Consider the following 18675-nt stretch of genomic DNA (forward strand, 5'->3'; position numbering starts at 1 on the left):
ACAATGGATTTTAACTATTGTTGTGCGATTGTTTTATTAAATGGAAAGTAAACGGTAACAGTTGTTCCTTCTGCCTTTGTGCTTTTGACATCAATCTTGCCACCATGAGCAACTATAAGTGCTTTTGCGATCGATAAACCAATCCCTAAACCACCTGACTTGCGATTGCGAGACTGATCCCCTCTATAAAAACGTTCAAACAAGTAAGGAATTTGTTCCTCATCCATACCTGAGCCCTCATCTTGGATGATAAACTTTACCCATTCATCTGAATGACTGACTTTCACATAAACGTTATCGTTGATTGATGTGTGTGTTAACGCATTGTTCAATATGTTCGAGATAATTTGAATGACTTTATCTCGGTCACCAACAAACGTTGGTGAAGTTGGATCTGAGGTCCCGTGTAACCCGACATTTTTCTCCCTAAACATATATTGAAATTGTTCAATCAATTGTTGAAGCAGAGTGTTAGCTGATAAAGTCTCATCATTTAATTCTAGCTGAGGACTTTCAGACACGATCAATTTTTCTAGGTCGTTGACAAGCCTGACTAATCTCATTAGCTCATTATGAGTACCTTTTAAACGTTCTTCATTCGGTTCCCAAATCCCATCTCGATAAGCTTCAATTTGACTTCTCAATGATGATAATGGTGTTCTTAGTTCATGAGCCAAGTCAGCGGTAAATTGCTTTCTTAATCGGTCTTCTTCTTGTAGTGCTTTTTGTAAATCGTTATATGCTTCGGCTAAAGGCTTCATTTCTTGATCAAATTCATTAGGATCAAGACTTTCAATGACTTTCGAACGTTTCATATGATGAATGGCTTCGGCCATCTGTTTAACTTTTCGGATCAAATGCTCACTCATAAACACGCTCAAGAACAAAACGGCCATAGAGGTTAATAAAACAGCCCAAATCGCTTGTGTTCTTATATCTTCGATAAATGCATATGCTGAACCCACCGCTTCTGTTGAATAATAAACATCAAGCTCTCCGATCGTTTCATTCTGATTGATTAAAGGAACCGTCATGGATTCATCAAAACCACTAGGTGTATCACGCTGCATCATGTGACCTCCATGATCTGAGCTTAATACAAGCTCTCCACTTTCATCGTACAAATGAAGCTCCAATTGATGATTCATCGCTTGTTGATGAAAAAAAGACCGCAACTGATTAGTCTGAAAACTGCCACTTTCGTTATAATTTTCAATTAATGTCTGTTCAATTGCTTCAATCTGTTCAAGACGTTCCTCTGCCAAGTAATCATCGAATTGATGTTCGACCCTATTGAATATAAAATAACTTGTAATAAAAATTGCAAAAAGCGCAACAAACATAAGCGTGATAAACAGGCGCGTTCTAAACCTTTTAATCAAGCGAACTCACCTCAAATTTGTACCCCATCCCGAACACTGTATGAATGTAGCGAGGTGTTTTGGGATCATCTTTTAATTTTTTTCTTAAATTTTTAATATGTGTATCGACGTTTCGTTCATATCCTTCAAAATAGTCATTCTCTCCCATCAATACAGTCAATAAATCTTCTCGACTGTAGACGCGTCCTTGATGTTTTGACAGTGTTCTAAGTAAAATATATTCATTAGGAGTGAGTGATAGTGTTTCGCTATTTAGCGTTACCTTTTTAGCATCATCATTAATCATTAAAGCCCCATCATCAAATAAGACATGATCTTGCTTTTCATATTTTCCAGATCGTTTAAGCAATGCCTTAACTCGTGCCACGACTTCTTTTGTGCTAAAAGGTTTTCGAATGTAATCATCAGCTCCAATGGAAAAGCCGTGTAATAAGTGATCTTCTTCCGATTTAGCTGTTAACATTAAAATCGGCTTATCACTCGTTTTTCTTATCGTTTCACAAATAGACTCCCCAGATTCATCAGGCAACATTAGGTCTAAAATAAGACAGTCATAATAATTGTCTTGCCATTCCTTTAAACCTTCTAATCCATTTTTTATATGGGTGGCGCTCCAACCTTCTTTTTCAAAATAAGCGACTAAAACTTCTCCGATCATCGGCTCATCATCAATTATTAAAATATTAACCACGGTATCACCTCTTCATCATCATAGCACGTATGTGAAATCAACTCATCATCTTCACAACATTCACACAAGTCCTTCACGTTCACAACATATCTAGCTGTTATATTATCATTAAGCTAAACATTTAGCGATACACTTTTTGGGAGGGAATAAACATGAAACTATTATTAACTGTTTTAATCGTAGGGCTTTTCTTTGCAATGGGAAATCCACTAGCTTTTGCAAGTGAGAATGATACGGATGAGTCATGGACTAACAGTGCACGTCAATTTATGAGTGAAATGCACCCTGAGTTCTCATCAGAAGAAATTGATGAACGAATCGAGAATTGCCACGGTAATCGCTCATCAGACAATCAAAGACAAAATCGTCCATCATGGTAACAAAAAAGTCACGAACAACTTTTCTCAAGTGTTCGTGACTTTTTTAAAACAAATCATCTAGATTATAAATATGAATCTCTCGCGGGCTTTTATTTGCTACATAACCTTCTTTTTCAAAACGTTTCAGCTCACGACTGATTGTTTCAGGTGTAGTCCCTAAATAAAGAGCTAAGTCTTTTCGCGACATCGGTAATGTTATAGATTTAGACTGATCAGCCTGCATCAGTTCGTTCAAAAAGTAAGCCAGTCGCTTGGAGACAGACTCAGTCGCAAAACGTGTTGTTTGCTGTTCAGCTTGGTCAAGTCTGTTAGCCAACGCATTTAACATCTTTACGGCAATTGAAGGGTAATCTGTTATCAAATCATTAAAATCTTGGCGAGAAATACGACAAATACTTGCATCTGTTAATGCTTCTGCAAAAGATGTGTGATCTTTTGATTGAAATATGGCTAGCTCTCCAGTGAAGTCACCTGGTAATAACAGTCGAACGAGTTGTTCTTTCCCATTTTCCGACAACCTGTAAATTCTAACCTTGCCCTTGTGTACGACATATAAGCCTTCAGATCGATCATCTGTATGAAACACATGATCACCCTTTTTAAATTGACGCGAATGAACGACTGACATTATTTCAGCCATATCTTGATCATTTAAATGATTAAAAATGGGTACACGTCTGACACAATGTTCAGTATGCCCGCAAGATGATTGATTTGACATCTGCATTTCACCTCTACTTCTTTTTGAATTGCCTTAGGCGCATCGCATTCATAATGACGATGATGACACTCGCTTCATGAACAAACATACCTGAGGCTAAATGAATCACACCATATAATACGCCTACTAATAAAAAGGCTACCGTCACCAGTGCAATCGCAATATTTTGCCATCTATTTTTAACAATTTGTTTAGCCAATCGATACGCATGCAATAAATGGTCATACCGATCTGCCATTAACACCACATCGGCTGTTTCAATCGCAACATCTGTACCTGTGATACCCATCGCAAGTCCAATATCACTCGCTGCAAGAGCCGGAGCGTCATTTATCCCATCTCCTGCCATCAATACGCCTTTGTTGTCTTCTTTTAATTGTTCAATGTATGTTAACTTATCTTCTGGTAATAGTTCAGCATACACTTGATCAATAGCGAGTTCATTTGCAATCTTCTGAGCCGTCCGTTCATGATCTCCTGTTAACATGACGAATTGTTTAACACCATTTTGTTTTAATTTTTCTAATATTGGTTTAACCCCTTCTCTAACCGGATCTTCGATCATGATTAAACCAACTATCTGGCTGGATTGACTAATAAAAATGACTGTTTTTCCAAGTGCTTCTTGTTCTTGTGCCAACTGATCTGTTCGTGCATCTAAATGGATCTGTATATCTTCTAAAAGTTTACGATTACCGATTGTATACTCTATCTCGTAAACACTTGCTGCAATCCCTTTTCCTTTCGTCACTTGAACCGATTGTACCTCGCTTGTTAACTTAAGGTCGTGTTGATGAGCGTATTCAACGATTGAACGTCCTAAATGATGTTCAGATGCTTGTTCAATAGAGGCAACGTCTTTAAACCACTCTTTCCAATCGTCTTCAGTTAATGAAACAACCTCAGTCACTTCAGGTTCACCACGGGTTAACGTACCCGTTTTGTCGAACACAAATGTATCCACCTGACTCAATCGATCGACAACATCCCCACCTTTTAAAAGTACACCATGTTTGGCACCATTACCAATACCAGCAACGTTAGATACCGGTGCTCCAATCACAAGCGCACCTGGACATGCAATGACTAAAAATGTAATTGATAAGTGAAGATCTCTAGTTATAAGATAAACAATGAGCGATAAAAGTGCAATGAGTGGTGTGTACACTTGACTAAATCGATTTAAGAATTTTTCTGTTTTTGATTGTTGGTCTTGTGCTTCTTCCACCAATTGAATAATCTTTTGAAACGTTGAATCTTCCCCTGTTTTTTCAGCTACAAGATGGATATAGCCAACATCAATCATCGTTCCACTATAGACATAATCCCCCTCTTGTTTTTCAACCGGCATGCTTTCGCCTGTAATCGAAGCTTCATTTACTGAAGCCTCGCCCTTCTTGATATAACCATCGACTGGAATACTACCACCTGAATACACAAGAATTTCATCATGTTTCTCTAAAGAATCAATCGAGACTTCTTCAGTTCTCTCACCCTTTTTGACAGTTGCGGTCTTTGGAACCATATCTATTAATTGTTCAATCGAAGCACGCGTTTTTTTCAATGTTTTCGCTTCCAAATAACTCCCAAATAAAAATAGAAATGTCACAACACTCGATTCAACATATTCGCCTATAATTAGTGCACCGACAACAGCAATCGTAACGAGTAACTCAATACTAAACGTACGCATGCGTGCTGATTGATAGGCGTGATACACAATTGGAACACTGGCGATGAGAGTCGCTGTAACCAGTAAGGAATCGACTACAGCTGTCAAATTTAAAGATGCAACTATAAAAGCTGTTAAGATCAATCCTCCAGATATACGCATCATTATATGTTTATTTTTATTTATCCATATTGCCAATGTTAAACACCTCATCATTTAAAATGACAGCACAGTAGATCTCATCTACTGTGCTAATTCTCTATTATTTCACTTCAAAACCTAACTTTTCTATCGCGTTTTTCAACGTATCTTTAGACGTTTTACCTTCGTCAAAGTTGACTTTCACCTTACTTGCATTGAAGAGGACATCGGCACTATCTACCCCCTCTATTTTTCTCAACCCTTTTTCTATTTTCACGCGGCAACTTGGACAACTTAGTTGTTCTAATTGAAATGTTTGTTCCATAGTTAACACTTCCTTTCTATTGATTTATCTTCAGTTTAGATTAAGATAGACATAAATAAATTGACGAGCATCAAGTTTTTTATATTTCATTTTCATTACATTTCTACGGATACGCTTGAATGCCTATGAGTCTTTCGGTATGGTGATAGTGGACTAATTTCGAGGTGATAAGAGGTGATGATGCTGTGTTGAAAAAACGATGGTTTAAACATCAAATGCTTGAACTAATGGTGATAACAGACCAAGCAGATAAATCTGTTAAACATATACGTTTCCCTAAATTTTTCATCTGGCTGATTCTGATTCTTTTCATCAGTAGCGCGACTCTTTTTACGATTCAATATTCAACGAATCAACAACTCGCTAGAAGTAATGAACTATTAGAAATGAAAATGGATGATAAATCGGCTTCAGAAAGTGAATTATTAAATGAGATTGAGGAACTAACAGATGAACGTGATCGCGTTTTAGAAAGAAATGAAACATTAGAAGCGATTGAAACCAAAATTTATGATTCACTTGATGCCTTACCAGAAGAAGCATTAGGTGGGGTTGATATTCCATTAGATAACGCGTCACAGGACTTAACTGAACAAGAGATCATCGAGACCTCAGAGTGGGTCATCGTTATCATACGATGATTGAACACATTGAAACAGTTGATCAAAATTTAACCTATATTCCGACCGCATGGCCGACCGAACCTAATACGATAACATCAGATTTTGGACCAAGAAACGATCCTTTTTCTCAAGCTGAATCTTTTCATACAGGGATTGATGTTCGAGGGGCAACAGGAACACCTATCTATGCAGCCGCTAATGGAACGGTCACCTTAGCTAGGCGTTACGGGGGGTATGGTAAAACAATCAAAATTGATCATGGCGGACATTTTGAAACACTTTACGCACACCTCTCATCGATTGATGTTGACGTAGGGGATTCAGTCGAAAAAGGAGAAGAAATCGGCGCCCTTGGCAGTACAGGAAGAAGTACAGGGCCTCATTTACACTATGAGGTTATTGAAAACGGTGAGCCCGTTGATCCAGAATATTATATGAATTTTTATAATGATGAGGAATAGAAAGGATTAAAATGATGTTAAAAGAGAAAAAACAAGAAAAATCAATTGAAACAGTAATAGGAAAAGAGGCTGTGATTGAGGGTGATTTAACCCTTTCAACCAGTGTGAGAATCGACGGTAAAATAACAGGGAATATTCATTCTAAAGGTGATGTCTACATTGGTAAATCGGGTGTGTGCGGGCCTAAAATTACTGCTAAACGCGTCATTGTCTCAGGGGAAGTCTCGGGTGATATCACGTCTTCTAATCATGTATATATTAAAACTAAAGGAAAAGTGAGCGGAACAGTTATTTCAAAAGGTATTGTCATTGAAGAAGGCGGCATTTTTAACGGTCATAGTCGTATTGAGGGTAACGACCCAAAACATAAAGAATCCTCATAATTTCCAAATAAAGCGCATGACTCTTGTGAGCCATGCGCTTTATTTGGATTAACTTATTATATGATCGTCATCACTTCAGTCGCCTGTTTAGCTAAGGCTTCAGATGAAGATAAAACGTCTTGAAAATCTGAGGTGGCTGTTTGAATATTGGCTTGCGCCCGTTCAACATTTTCTTTTACGCCAGACGTACTTTCTACCATTTGATTCATTTCTCCTGTGATGCCTTCAATCTTCTGTCTAATCTCAACAATCGACTCTTCAACACCTGATGCCAGTTTTCGAACTTCTTGTGCCACTACCTCAAAACCTCGACCATGTTCACCAGCACGAGCCGCTTCAATCGCTGCATTTAATGCTAATAAGTTGGTTTGTGAGGCAATCTTTCGAATCGTTTGTACAATTCCTTGAATGGATTCTGTCTGTTGTTGTAAAGAAGTGAGCGTTGCTTCATTATCTTGATAGACGCTAGCAACTTGATGAACTTTCTCGTTTATATCATCACTTCGTTTGATCCCTTGTTTCGCCCGTTCATTTAACACGCCTGACATTTCTTTCAAATCTTCAACCACTCGTGTAACTTGGTTCTGTCTTTTTGTAATATCTGTTGCGACTTTTACGACACCGACAACTGCTCCCTCATCATCTTTCAACGGCATATACGTAGCCTCTAACCAGACACGTTCTCCTCGCTTCGTTTTACGCTCGATTTTATCTTGAAAACTTTTTCCCGTTCGTAAATCTTGCCAAAATCGATCGTATTCAGTACTTTTAGCAAATCCATCAAAACACAATTGTTGATGATCCATCCCCAACATGTCTTCTTTTTTATACCCTACCGTCTCAGCAAATAACTCATTCACCGACACGACTTCACGCTCTGTATTAAATTGAATCATTGCTAAATGTTGATCGATCGTTTCCATAACTCGCTCTTGATTGACTGTATTCATTATGATAGCTCCTAATATAAATGACTTTATGCCTAGGTTATACCCCGAAATGTATAAAAACAAACCCCCTTGCAAATGCAAGGGGGTTCATTCGTTATTTAACATTAAAGTGTGAAACCTCTTTAGATAAGTTTTCAGCGAGCTCAGCAAGTGATTCTGCACTTGATGTGATCTCTTCCATTGAGCTTAGTGACTCTTCTGAAGATGCAGCGGTTTGTTCCACACCAGCAGCAGATTCTTCTGAAATCGATGCAATTTCTTCGATCGATTCATTAATTTGAGCACTTTCCTCAGTGATTTCTGTTAAATTCGTCGTCACCTTATCGATCTTAGCTACCATTTGATTGATCGAATCATTAATTGACGTGAAATTCTCACCTGTTTTGGCTAATTGAGTCGTACCTTCATTTACTTCTTTATAACCATTTTCTAAGGCATTAACCACTGTATTCGTTTCTGTTTGAATACCATTAATAATCGTTGTAATTTCTCTTACAGAGTTTGAAACATCTTCTGCTAGTTTACGTACTTCATCCGCTACAACAGCAAATCCTTTGCCATGTTCACCCGCACGTGCCGCTTCAATTGCAGCATTTAGAGCAAGTAAATTGGTCTGCTCAGCAATATCTTGGATCACATCAACTAATTTAGATACTTGTTGAGATTGCTTGTCTAAGCCTTCTACTTTTTTCACAGCATCTTGAACGATCGAATCAATCGTTGTCATTTGTTGGATCGATTGCTCCATCATTTGATAACCATCATCTGTTTTTTCAATAACGGTTTTCGATTCACTTGAAACACTCTTCGCATCATCGTTTGATGCTTTAATTCGACGTAAGAACTGATCCATTTTCTCCGATAGACCTGAAACGGTTGTTGCTTGTGTTTCACTACCCGTTGACAACTCTTGCATCGTCGAAGCAATTTGTTCACTACCTTCTCTAACTTCCTCAGCAGACTGTGTTAACTCTTCACTTGCACTCGATACATTCTCACTTGCATCAGACACACTTTCAATCACTGAACGCAAGTCTTCTTGCATTTGATTGGTTGAACCAATTAATTCAGCAAATTCATCTTTACGTTTTGTTTTTAATGCTGCACCTGTCAGAGTACCGTTTGCGATCTCTTTCATTCTCTTCGAAAGGTCAGATAGTGGGCGGGATGTAGACTGACCCATGAAAATCCCCAGGGCTATAGCAAAAATAATAGCACCAATAGCAATAGCAATCACGATCAGCTGAGCCATTTCATATGTTTGGCGGCTTTCATTATAATCTTGTTCAGCATAGGCTAAATTGTAGTTCCGAAGCTCCTCTAAGTTACTACGGAATGTTCTAAAGGCATCCCCACCATCTACAATACAAATTGCAGCATCTTCAAATTCATCATTAATGAGCATTTGCGCATTACTTCTCACACTGGAACTATAAATATCCCAATTTCGTTCAATCGTTTCAACTAGTTCAGCTTCTTGTGGTTCTAGATTACCTGATTGATACGTTTGAATCAGTTCATCAACGTGATCCGCATTTTCAATGGCGCTTCCTGCACGCGATGAATCTTCTTCTGTTACACCGGATAACATATGAACCCGTGTATTTTCAGCTAATTGAATCGTTTCTGCAACTAAAGCTAGCGGTTCCACACGATTTCTATAGAGCAATTCATTGTAATTGTTAACATTTCCTAAACTCATCATCGCAACCACTGCCACTACTACAAGCAGTAAAACAATGCTTAAATACGATGTAATCAACTTACCTTTTACTTTCATCTCAAAACCCCTTCTCTTTTCTAATCTGATTCTTTTTATGTACGCCTTTTTAAGGATTACCTCTTTTTTATCGGTTTATTTTTTGAAAATTCAAGCTAAAAATCTTAAAAAAACCCGATTAATCATCGATTAACCGAGTTTGTAATAACAGAAGTATCAATCTTTTTGACTTGATTAACACCGAGTATGGCTAAGCTTGTATCTAAATCTTTCGTGAAATTATTTAACACTTGATCAACGCCCGCTTCACCATCGACTAGAGCATACGTGTAAGGGCGGCCGATTAAAACAGCATCTGCTCCTATAGCTAAAGCCTTTAGCACATCAGGCGCACCTCGCACACCCCCATCAACAAGAATAGGAATATCATCACCGATTTCTTGTCGAATCGTCTGCAACGCTTTTAGTGCAGATTGTGTGCCATCAAGCTGTCTGCCACCATGGTTTGAAACAATTAAACCGTCAATTCCTTCTTCCACAGCGAGTTTGGCATCATCGACGTGCATAACACCCTTTAGAATAATTGGTAAATCAGTGATCTTTTTTAACCAACGAATATTCGACCATGTTAAATCTTGTTTGAACAAAATTGATTTGATTTCATCAATTAATTCCGCTTCACTTAAATCATGATTTGGGTTATATTTCTCTTGGAATACAGGATCTGTTAAAAAATTCTCAATCCCTGCTCCAGTGTTGATAGGTGAATAACCATTACTCAGATCAACTTCACGATGTCCTAAATAAGGGGTATCAACCGTCACAACAATCGCATCAAACCCACTTTTCTCCGCACGTTTGACAAAACTCTCACATACGTCTTGATCATTTGGCCAGTATAGCTGAAAGTAATGTGGTACGTCTCTCATAATTTCACTTACTTCTTCAATCGACGTTGAAGAAACAGTACTCATAATATAGGGAACCTTTGCTTTTTGGGCACTTTTAGCTGAAGCTCGCTCAGCATCTGGATGAACAATCCGTTGAAAGCCAACAGGTGCTAATAAAAAAGGTACAGCTAGCGATTGATTTAATAACTTAATTGAAAGATCGCGATTTGATACATCTTTTAATACACGAGGTACCAATTCAAGATCATTAAATGCTTCGCGATTTTTTACTAACGTTTGTTCTTGATTCGATCCGCTTTGGACATAGCCAAAAGCGCCTTTTGAAAGGCGCTTTTTCGCATAGTGTTCCCAGTCCTCATAGCGAATTCTCGCATTTGTCTCAGACATATTCACACCTCTAGTCTTTTTTAGCACGCTCTGCTAATCGGTTACCAATCGTTTGGATCAATTGAATAATGACCACTAAAATGATGATCGTAAAATACATCACTTCTGGTTCGTAACGCAGATGACCAAATCGGTAGGCAACATCACCAAGGCCACCAGCTCCGACAAGGCCAGCCATAGCGGTCGCACCAATCAACGCAATCACCGCAATAGTAATGCCTAAAATAATTGACGGCTTCGCTTCTCTAACCATCACATGCCAAATAATATCTTTTGTTTTAATGCCCATTGCTTCATACGCTTCAAGTACACCTTTATCAACTTCTAAAAGAGCAGATTCCATCAGTCGTGCAATAAATGGTGCTGTGAAAATCACAAGGGGAACAATAACGCCACGAACCCCCATCGACGTTCCAACAATCATGCGTGTAAATGGTAACAGCGTGAATAAAAGAATAATGAAAGGAATCGATCGGATAATATTAATGATAGCATTTAATGTTCGGTATATATATTTGTTTTCAAAGCTTTTATTCGGTCGTGTTGTCACGAGTAAAATACCGAGTGGCAACCCAATAATGATTGCAAATATTAAAGAAATCGACACCATTTGGAAGGTTTCAATTGTCGCATCAACAATTAAACCACCCCAGCGATCAAATAATTCAGTTACTGTCATAACCTTGTTCCACCTCACTTACTTGGACCCCTTGTTCTTCTAAGTAGGCCAGTGCTTTGTCTGTCTCTTCTTTTGGACCTTTAATATGTGCTGTTAATTTACCAAAAGGATGTTCTTTTAATTGAACAATATTACCTGAGAGAATATTGGTATCCACATTAAATCGTTTTGATACAGTCGACAGTGCGGGTTGGTCTGCGGATGTTCCAACAAACGTTAAATCAATAATAGGCCCTTCTGATTCCAATTGCTCAATAAATGCTTTTGGCACATCACTTGGGAAAATACTATTCACAAAGCGACGCGTCGTTTGATGTTTGGGCGCTGAATAAACATCAATCACATTCCCTTGTTCAATGACCTCACCATTTTCCATAACTGCAACACGATCACAAATCTTTTGAATAACGTGCATTTCGTGTGTGATGAGAAGGATGGTAATACCTAATTCTGCATTGATTTTCAGCAGTAAGTTAAGGATCGAATCCGTCGTATCCGGGTCAAGCGCACTCGTTGCCTCATCACTTAGTAATACATCTGGTTCATGGGAAAGAGCCCGGGCAATAGCAACACGTTGCTTTTGCCCGCCTGAGAGTTGATTAGGAAAGACATCTTTTTTATCCTTTAATCCCACAATGTCTAAATATTTATCGACACGTTTTTTTATCTCACTTTTTTCAACACCTGTTAATTTAAGTGGAATGGCAATATTGTCATAAACATTGGCTGTTTTTAATAAATTGAACCCTTGAAAAATCATGCCGATGTTTTGTCTCGCTTGTCTGAGTTGCTCTGTTGTCATGTCATTTAACACATTGCCATTAATCGAAACCTCACCTGAAGTTGGCACTTCTAAATGATTCACACAGCGTACAAGTGTACTTTTACCAGCACCACTGTAACCAATCACACCAAAGATCTCACCCTTTTGAACGGTTAAACTGACATCACTTAGTGCTGTAATCGGTTCGCCATTTTTTTTCGATGGGAATGTTTTATGAATATTCTTTAATTCAATCATCTCTTCAAAACTCCTAACCTACTGATCAATTTCACTTACCAAGATGGAACAATAGAGCCTGCAAACTCATCTTCAATAAATTGTTTCACTTCTTCTGACTGATAGAGATCAATCACTGTTTGAACGACTGGATCGTCTTGATTTTCTTCACGAACAACGAGTAGGTTTACCCATGGAGAGTCACCCGGCTCAATAAAGATTGAATCTTCTGTTGGTACATAACCGTGCTCAATCGCAAAGTTTGTATTGATGGTAGCAGCATCTAATTCCTCTAATTGACGAGGGATTTGAGACGCTTCTAGTTCAACAAATTCTAAATCAAGTGGATTATCCACGATATCAAGGACTGTTGCTTGTGTTCCAGCTTCTTCATCTAATGTAATAAGACCAGCATCTTCAAATAACATTAAGGCACGCGCACCATTTGTTGGATCATTTGGAAGACCTAAGGTGTCGCCTTCTTCTAATTCTGATACATCATCAATTGATGTTGAATAAACACCCATTGGGAAGTTAATCGTTGTTGCGACATCAACTAAGTCCATGCCACGATCTTCAATAAAGTCTATTAAAAATGGCTCATGTTGGTAACTATTCATATCAAGTTCACCTTCATCTAATGCTTGGTTTGGCATAACATATTCCGTAAATACTTCAACATTAATCGTAAGGTCTTCTTGCTCTTCTGCTAATTCTGCTACTTTTTCCATTACTTCTTCGTGTGGTCCTGCTGTTACACCGATACTTAACTCTTCTTCAGATAATGCATCACCATCACCCGCACCACACGCTGCTAGAACGAGTAGTAAAAAGCTAACACCTAAAATTTGAATTGATTTTTTCATCTTTATTCCCCCTAAATTTAATCGTCATCTCAATCAAACCATCCTGCCGATCCCCATAAGCTTTTAGTAGTTTAATCGATAAAGCTTTCAAAAAAACCTCTTCTTAAACAGACATTTAAGAAGAGGTTTTAGTTAAACTAAGTTGTCTCTTCTTATCTTTCAAGCACGTATGCTTGCTGGATTTGGCACAATAACAATAAATAGATTGTCTGTTGCCGAAGCTTCAAAGGGCCAGTCCCTCCACCTCTCTGGATAAGAATTGATTGATATGCGATTTTTTTATTGTGCCATTAACTTTACAATGACATGCCTTCAATGTCAAATGTTTTTTGAAAATTCATTTTAATTTTTTTATTATGACAAACTAATAACGATACATATCAGGTCTACGGTCCTGATAGATCGGGATTCTTTGTCTAATTTCATCAACATCGTCTAGGTTTACTTCTCCCACTAATGTTGTCATCTCTTCTTCTGCCTCTACCAACACATGACCCCATGGATCAATAATCATTGAGTGACCACCAAATGTATTATTCGGATCTGCACCCACTCGGTTACAAGCCACTACATAGACTTGAGATTCGATCGCTCGTGTGATTAATAAATGACGCCAATGATCAATCCGTGCTTTAGGCCACTCAGCCACAACGACCAACATCTTCTGTTCACCTAAGAGATGCGTTCGGATCCATTCAGGAAATCGAATGTCATAACAAATCACACCCGCCATGGGTTGATTTTCTAATTCAAACAAACCGTCTGTATCACCTTGAGTTAAATACTTTTCTTCATTCATGAGTCTAAACAGGTGCGCTTTATCATACTGTTTAACGACTTCACCATTTCGATCAATCACGACAAACGTATTGTAAAATTTATCGTGTTTCTTATTCGCAATCGATCCTGCCATGAAATGAACATGGTATGCTTTTGCTAATTGCTGGATAAATTCGATTGACTCGGCTGCATTTTCCTCAGCAATTTGATCAAACCGAGCGAGGTCATACCCTGTTGTCCACAATTCTGGTAAAACAAAGACCTCAACAGGGTCTGTTTCCATTTGCTTTTTTACTTGTTCTTTTACATATTCACGATTTTGAACAGGATCACCAAAAGCAATATCCATTTGTATAATTCCAATTTTCATAATCATTCTCCTTGCGATGATGTCTCTAACGTTAGCATCGTCTCTTTTAATGCTTCGTGTGTAAATGAACCGATGAAATGGATCGATTCCCCCGGTTTTAAAGCAGCTCTTGCGACACGATCAACAGCTGAATCGAATTGATCCGTGACACCTAAATCAGCTAAACAAACTGGTAAACCCAGCTCTTTGTAATAGGGCATTAATCGATTCACTTCGTCATGTGCACCGACTAGTGCTAATTGAACAAGAATGCCGTATGCCACTTTATCCCCGTGTAAGTGATCATGGGTTTCATCAAGTGTTGTGAGCGCATTATGAATCGTATGTGCACCAGCAATACGGCCGTACCGTTCACCAAAACCACCGACCATACCACCGACCATTATAATCGTTTCACTCACACGTATAAAGGCATCACTTGCTTGATTAGATTGTTGATCAGCTAAAGCCTGCGTGCCTTCTTCTATTAAGACATCTTTTGATAACTTAGCTGTTTGATACGCAATATCAACCGCAACGGGGCGTTTTTCAAGAGGAGCGATCAGTGCTTCGGCTTCATACCACTTCGCCAGTGTATCCCCGATACCTGCTCTGAAATAAGCTGTAGGTGAATCTAAGATCAATTCCGGCTCAATCGCAACGAACCACGCATTATTGTCATACACTTCATATCCGATAAACTGACCTGAAACATCATAAAAGACAGACAAAGGTGTCCAAGCTGCACAGTTGGATGCAAGTGTTGGAACAACTAAAAACGGGATGTTTAATTGATTACCGACTGACTTAGCCAAATCAATGATTTTACCGCCACCTACAGCTACGACAAACTCTAGGTCGTTTGTTTGAACGATTTCGATTAAACGCTCCACTTCCTCTTTTGTGCACTCACCATTATAGGCAATCTTTTCAACAGGAAGCTCGAGTGGTTCAATAAACCGTTCAGCCACTTGCCAAGACTCTAAACCATGCACGAGTAGTCCTTGTTTGAACCGTTGCCTATAAATCGCTTCTTTTAATTCATATAATGCGCCGTCATGACACCGGTAAATATTAGGTGCACCTTGCACTGGAAAAGTTTCCATTTGAGCCCTCCTCTAGTGTCGATCTACTGTACTGTGAATTATCACACTGAGTTATTATTGTGTCAAGATTCAGAATTGTTCATCATTCTCTTTACATCCCTCATGTCTTTATTTATAGTGTAAGTTAAACTGTCAATTTAGTAAGGGGTGTTTAAACGATGCGTTCATTCGAATCATCAGATGCGATCAAACGATTACCCGATCAATTTTTTGCATCACTTGTTAAACGTGTGAAGGAGATGCAAGAAAAAGGGTACGATTTAATAAATTTAGGGCAAGGCAATCCAGATTTACCTACCCCTGAACGAATTATTCGCGTGATGCAAGAGGCCTCGACACGCAAGCAACACCATCAATATTCGCCATTCCAAGGCTATCGCTTCTTAAAAGAAGCGGTCGCTACTTATTATCAGAACGAATACAATGTCTCACTAGACCCCGAAACTGAAGTCGCAATCTTGCCGGGTTCAAAAACGGGATTAGTTGAATTGAGTCAATGTCTATTAAATCCTGGTGATACCGCACTTGTCCCAGATCCGGGTTATCCTGACTATTTATCCGGCATCGCGCTTGCAAATGTCCAGGCAGAAATGATGCCTCTAAAAGAAGAGCATGATTTCTTGCCTCAGTATGATCAAATTGAGCCATCCATACTCGAAAAAGCGAAATTAATGTTTCTGAATTACCCGAATAACCCAACAGCTGCCGTTGCCGACCAAGCCTTTTTTAACGAAACGGTTGAATTAGCCAAAAAGCACCACATTGCTGTCTGTCATGACTTTGCCTATGCCACGATCGGATTTGATCAACAAAAACCGATCAGTTTTATGCAAACAGAAGGGGCAAAAGACGTTGGGGTTGAAATGTTCACCTTATCCAAAGCCTATAACATGGCTGGTTGGCGTGTTGGGTTTGCTGTTGGTAATCCGTCAATTATTGCTCAACTTGAGGCCATTCAAGATCATTTGTACGTCAGCCTATTCGGTGCCATCCAAGAAGCCGCTGCAGAAGCACTTAGCGGGCCTCAAGAGGATACAAAAGCACTTACCAAAACGTATCAAAACAGGCGCGATATTTTTATCAATACATTAAGACAAGCGGGTTGGGACGTCCAAGCACCAAAAGGCACGTTTTTCTGTTGGCTAAAAGTGCCTGATGGCTTTACATCTCAGTCGTTTAGTGATTACTTATTGAATCATGCTCACGTCGTCACGGCTCCTGGTAATGGGTTTGGTGATTACGGGGAAGGTTATGTAAGATGTAGCCTTGTCACGTCAGAAGAACGCTTAAAGAAAGCCGCAACCCGTATTCAACAGCTAGGACTTTTCTAGATGAACTAAAATAAAGCTCACGTTCTATTTTTAAAAGAACGTGAGCTTTATTGATTTTGTTTAAAGCTAGCGGTCCAAACATTATCAGCTATTTAGTCCTCAGTTGTGACAAATAATCGACCACTAAATTGATACGTGTCATCTCGACGCATCGCATGTTCGATGTGAAGGTCAAGCGTTGCTGCATCCGCTTCATATGTGAATATCTGGTCATTCGGTGAAAGTTGAGTGCCATTTTCGACCCTTTCGTCAAATAGCTCATCAAATAGTTCCATCCCATCGATCTCAACTACATCTTCCCCGTTTTCAGACAACGTCAGATAAAAATTCTCATTTTCCGTTTCAACTGTTAATATAAAGTCGTCTCCAACGGTCATTTCACGTGTTTCGTCATAAGGTGAAATCGATAATTCGCTACCATAATCATATGACCTTAAATCTAAAAATGACGTTTCTTCTTGCTCTACTGTTATTGAATCCATATTTATAATATCGGGTTGGTAACCTTCATACTGTGGACTAAAGCCAAGTGCTGATTCAAACTGATTTGGATCCCACCGGTTCTGTTCAATACCTTCTACATAATCGAGTTGGTCAAGATCACTTAAATAATTGACTAATCGTGTTATATCTTTTCGATCTGAGACTTGCACATCTGAATTTTGAACAATTTCACCATCTGTTAACAACGCATTCTCTTCAAACAAGCTTTCTAACGCATTCACTTGATACACTCGACTCAAGGTAAATGCATCGATAAATGGTGCTATTGATACAAGACTTGCACCGATCAATATCGGGGCGATCCAGCCTGAGTCTCGCATTTCTTTCATACTATAAATAACACCCATGACAAGCGCAAATACACTAAATAAAATGACATAATACCTTCCATAGGTTAATCCAATATCACCGATCCTAACGACGGATACGATCGTTTGGAAAAGCGCAATCAATGCAAGTATTTTTGGGAAAACAGAAACAAAAAGCTTTGTAATTGTATGGTTGCACTCTAATGCCAATAGATAGATGATCAGTGTCAAAATAAAATATGAAATAAGAATCGGTTCTAATAAGGCGTCTAACCACTCGGTTTGCGCGATCGTCATGGCGATATATAGTAAAACAACCCCTGTGTAAATAGCCGTAATAGGCACCAACACATACGTTAATAACTTTTCTAAAATCGGTGACGGCATCTCTTTAACTAACTCATCTTGAAGCGGTATACTTCCAAGGAAAATGAGTGGAAAGAACAATGTTGCAACAAGGTTAAACGCATGCATAAACATTGTATACGAGACAGAAAACAGTAAAAGATCTACCGCAGCAATGATAAGACCAATCCCACCTATTAAAACAATGGAATAAAATAAACTGATAAAAACACGCTTAAAAATGGCTAAAAATGATTGGCTAAAGCGAATCTGTGAATCAATGCTCGGCAGACCTATAAACATAACACTCGTCATTAAGACGATTGTTATTGTTCGGTAGTGCATTTCAACGAACGGTATGCTAAGCGTATTGAGAAAGAAAAAGTAACTAAGCATAAGCACAAGTGATAATCCGATTAAAAATAGGCGCATTTTTATTCTTAAAAAATAACGCTCATGTAGTTGTTGAGACACTAGACTTAACATAATTCCTACAAGAATGGCTTGGAAATAAGGTTCTTCAATTTGTTGATTCGATTCAATTTGTAACAAATTGTACATCGCTAAACTAAATAATAATGCCACAGTTAATGGATATCTGACGCATACTTTAATAAATTGTTCTGTGTAGGTAGACACATTTTGAATCAGTTTCATGAG

The 18675-nt window shown here is 38.6% G+C and carries 19 protein-coding genes, 1 pseudogene and 1 riboswitch; of the genes and pseudogenes, 5 read left to right on the forward strand and 15 right to left on the reverse strand.

The annotated features are described in order from the left end of the window. Positions 1-14 precede the first annotated feature (14 nt). Both BLR62_RS01270 and BLR62_RS01275 read right to left on the reverse strand, forming a co-directional pair. Positions 15-1382 (reverse strand): sensor histidine kinase, encoded by a 1368-nt coding sequence (locus tag BLR62_RS01270; protein ID WP_090792118.1) that lies wholly within the window; start codon positions 1380-1382, stop codon positions 15-17. Then, complete coding sequence (locus tag BLR62_RS01275) at positions 1375-2073, reverse strand: response regulator transcription factor (protein WP_090792121.1); 699 nt, start codon at positions 2071-2073, stop codon at positions 1375-1377. Before BLR62_RS01275 ends, BLR62_RS01270 begins: the two co-directional genes overlap by 8 nt. 152 nt (positions 2074-2225) lie before the next feature. On the opposite strand from BLR62_RS01275, the gene BLR62_RS01280 reads away from it, so the two are divergent. Continuing rightward, a complete protein-coding gene (locus BLR62_RS01280) occupies positions 2226-2453 on the forward strand; it encodes a hypothetical protein (protein WP_090792124.1) in 228 nt (75 codons plus the stop codon). Positions 2454-2496: 43 nt separating this feature from the next. Here BLR62_RS01280 and BLR62_RS01285 read toward each other — a convergent pair whose 3' ends face one another. The 3 genes from BLR62_RS01285 to BLR62_RS01295 all read right to left on the reverse strand — a co-directional run bounded on the left by BLR62_RS01285 (position 2497) and on the right by BLR62_RS01295 (position 5312). Beyond that, positions 2497-3174: a Crp/Fnr family transcriptional regulator gene (locus BLR62_RS01285; RefSeq protein WP_245719366.1), complete on the reverse strand. Its 678-nt coding sequence runs from the start codon at positions 3172-3174 to the stop codon at positions 2497-2499. A 13-nt stretch (positions 3175-3187) separates the two neighbouring features. After that, on the reverse strand, positions 3188-5044 hold the full coding sequence (locus tag BLR62_RS01290; RefSeq protein ID WP_090792129.1) for a heavy metal translocating P-type ATPase: 1857 nt from the start codon (positions 5042-5044) through the stop codon (positions 3188-3190). Between the two features lie 64 nt (positions 5045-5108). Beyond that, on the reverse strand, positions 5109-5312 hold the full coding sequence (locus BLR62_RS01295) for a heavy-metal-associated domain-containing protein (protein ID WP_090792131.1): 204 nt from the start codon (positions 5310-5312) through the stop codon (positions 5109-5111). A gap of 188 nt (positions 5313-5500) precedes the next feature. On the opposite strand from BLR62_RS01295, the gene BLR62_RS12535 reads away from it, so the two are divergent. The 3 genes from BLR62_RS12535 to BLR62_RS01310 are packed head-to-tail and all read left to right on the forward strand — an operon-like array spanning position 5501 to position 6779. After that, positions 5501-5953, forward strand: coding sequence for a hypothetical protein (locus BLR62_RS12535; RefSeq protein WP_245719367.1), 453 nt, complete (start codon positions 5501-5503; stop codon positions 5951-5953). Beyond that, positions 5929-6396: a M23 family metallopeptidase gene (locus tag BLR62_RS12540; protein ID WP_245719368.1), complete on the forward strand. Its 468-nt coding sequence runs from the start codon at positions 5929-5931 to the stop codon at positions 6394-6396. The genes BLR62_RS12535 and BLR62_RS12540 overlap by 25 nt, the downstream gene beginning before the upstream one ends. Before the next feature lie 14 nt (positions 6397-6410). Next, a complete protein-coding gene (locus BLR62_RS01310; RefSeq protein WP_090792137.1) occupies positions 6411-6779 on the forward strand; it encodes a bactofilin family protein in 369 nt (122 codons plus the stop codon). A gap of 56 nt (positions 6780-6835) precedes the next feature. On the opposite strand, the gene BLR62_RS12685 is transcribed toward BLR62_RS01310, so the two are convergent. The 9 genes and pseudogenes from BLR62_RS12685 to BLR62_RS01350 all read right to left on the reverse strand — a co-directional run bounded on the left by BLR62_RS12685 (position 6836) and on the right by BLR62_RS01350 (position 15527). Next, positions 6836-7327 carry a methyl-accepting chemotaxis protein gene (locus BLR62_RS12685; RefSeq protein WP_425438850.1) on the reverse strand — a complete coding sequence of 164 codons (492 nt, stop codon included), beginning with the start codon at positions 7325-7327 and terminating at the stop codon, positions 6836-6838. A 42-nt stretch (positions 7328-7369) separates the two neighbouring features. Then, a pseudogene (locus BLR62_RS12690) lies at positions 7370-7729 on the reverse strand (PAS domain S-box protein); the annotation flags it as partial. 94 nt (positions 7730-7823) lie between these two features. After that, positions 7824-9509 (reverse strand): methyl-accepting chemotaxis protein, encoded by a 1686-nt coding sequence (locus tag BLR62_RS01320; RefSeq protein ID WP_090792143.1) that lies wholly within the window; start codon positions 9507-9509, stop codon positions 7824-7826. A gap of 122 nt (positions 9510-9631) precedes the next feature. Further along, on the reverse strand, positions 9632-10747 hold the full coding sequence (locus BLR62_RS01325) for an alpha-hydroxy-acid oxidizing protein (protein WP_090792147.1): 1116 nt from the start codon (positions 10745-10747) through the stop codon (positions 9632-9634). 10 nt (positions 10748-10757) lie between these two features. Beyond that, the gene (locus BLR62_RS01330) at positions 10758-11426 is read right to left on the reverse strand and encodes a methionine ABC transporter permease (RefSeq protein WP_090792150.1); all 669 of its coding nucleotides are present in this window, start codon (positions 11424-11426) and stop codon (positions 10758-10760) included. Further along, complete coding sequence (locus BLR62_RS01335) at positions 11413-12447, reverse strand: methionine ABC transporter ATP-binding protein (RefSeq protein WP_090792152.1); 1035 nt, start codon at positions 12445-12447, stop codon at positions 11413-11415. The genes BLR62_RS01330 and BLR62_RS01335 overlap by 14 nt, the downstream gene beginning before the upstream one ends. 35 nt (positions 12448-12482) lie before the next feature. Further along, positions 12483-13292 carry a MetQ/NlpA family ABC transporter substrate-binding protein gene (locus BLR62_RS01340; protein ID WP_090792153.1) on the reverse strand — a complete coding sequence of 270 codons (810 nt, stop codon included), beginning with the start codon at positions 13290-13292 and terminating at the stop codon, positions 12483-12485. Positions 13293-13441: 149 nt separating this feature from the next. Beyond that, positions 13442-13551, reverse strand: a riboswitch (SAM riboswitch). 105 nt (positions 13552-13656) lie between these two features. Beyond that, on the reverse strand, positions 13657-14442 hold the full coding sequence (locus BLR62_RS01345; RefSeq protein ID WP_342706529.1) for a carbon-nitrogen family hydrolase: 786 nt from the start codon (positions 14440-14442) through the stop codon (positions 13657-13659). Positions 14443-14444: 2 nt separating this feature from the next. Beyond that, complete coding sequence (locus tag BLR62_RS01350; RefSeq protein ID WP_090792158.1) at positions 14445-15527, reverse strand: iron-containing alcohol dehydrogenase family protein; 1083 nt, start codon at positions 15525-15527, stop codon at positions 14445-14447. 158 nt (positions 15528-15685) lie between these two features. Between BLR62_RS01350 and BLR62_RS01355 the strand changes: the two genes are divergently transcribed. Continuing rightward, positions 15686-16858 carry a pyridoxal phosphate-dependent aminotransferase gene (locus tag BLR62_RS01355; RefSeq protein WP_090792160.1) on the forward strand — a complete coding sequence of 391 codons (1173 nt, stop codon included), beginning with the start codon at positions 15686-15688 and terminating at the stop codon, positions 16856-16858. Between the two features lie 92 nt (positions 16859-16950). On the opposite strand, the gene BLR62_RS01360 is transcribed toward BLR62_RS01355, so the two are convergent. After that, a complete protein-coding gene (locus BLR62_RS01360) occupies positions 16951-18672 on the reverse strand; it encodes a DUF4153 domain-containing protein (RefSeq protein WP_090792162.1) in 1722 nt (573 codons plus the stop codon). Positions 18673-18675 lie beyond the last annotated feature (3 nt).

Origin of the sequence: Pelagirhabdus alkalitolerans, from assembly GCF_900096905.1 — a bacterium.
Classification (GTDB): domain Bacteria; phylum Bacillota; class Bacilli; order Bacillales; family Amphibacillaceae; genus Pelagirhabdus; species Pelagirhabdus alkalitolerans.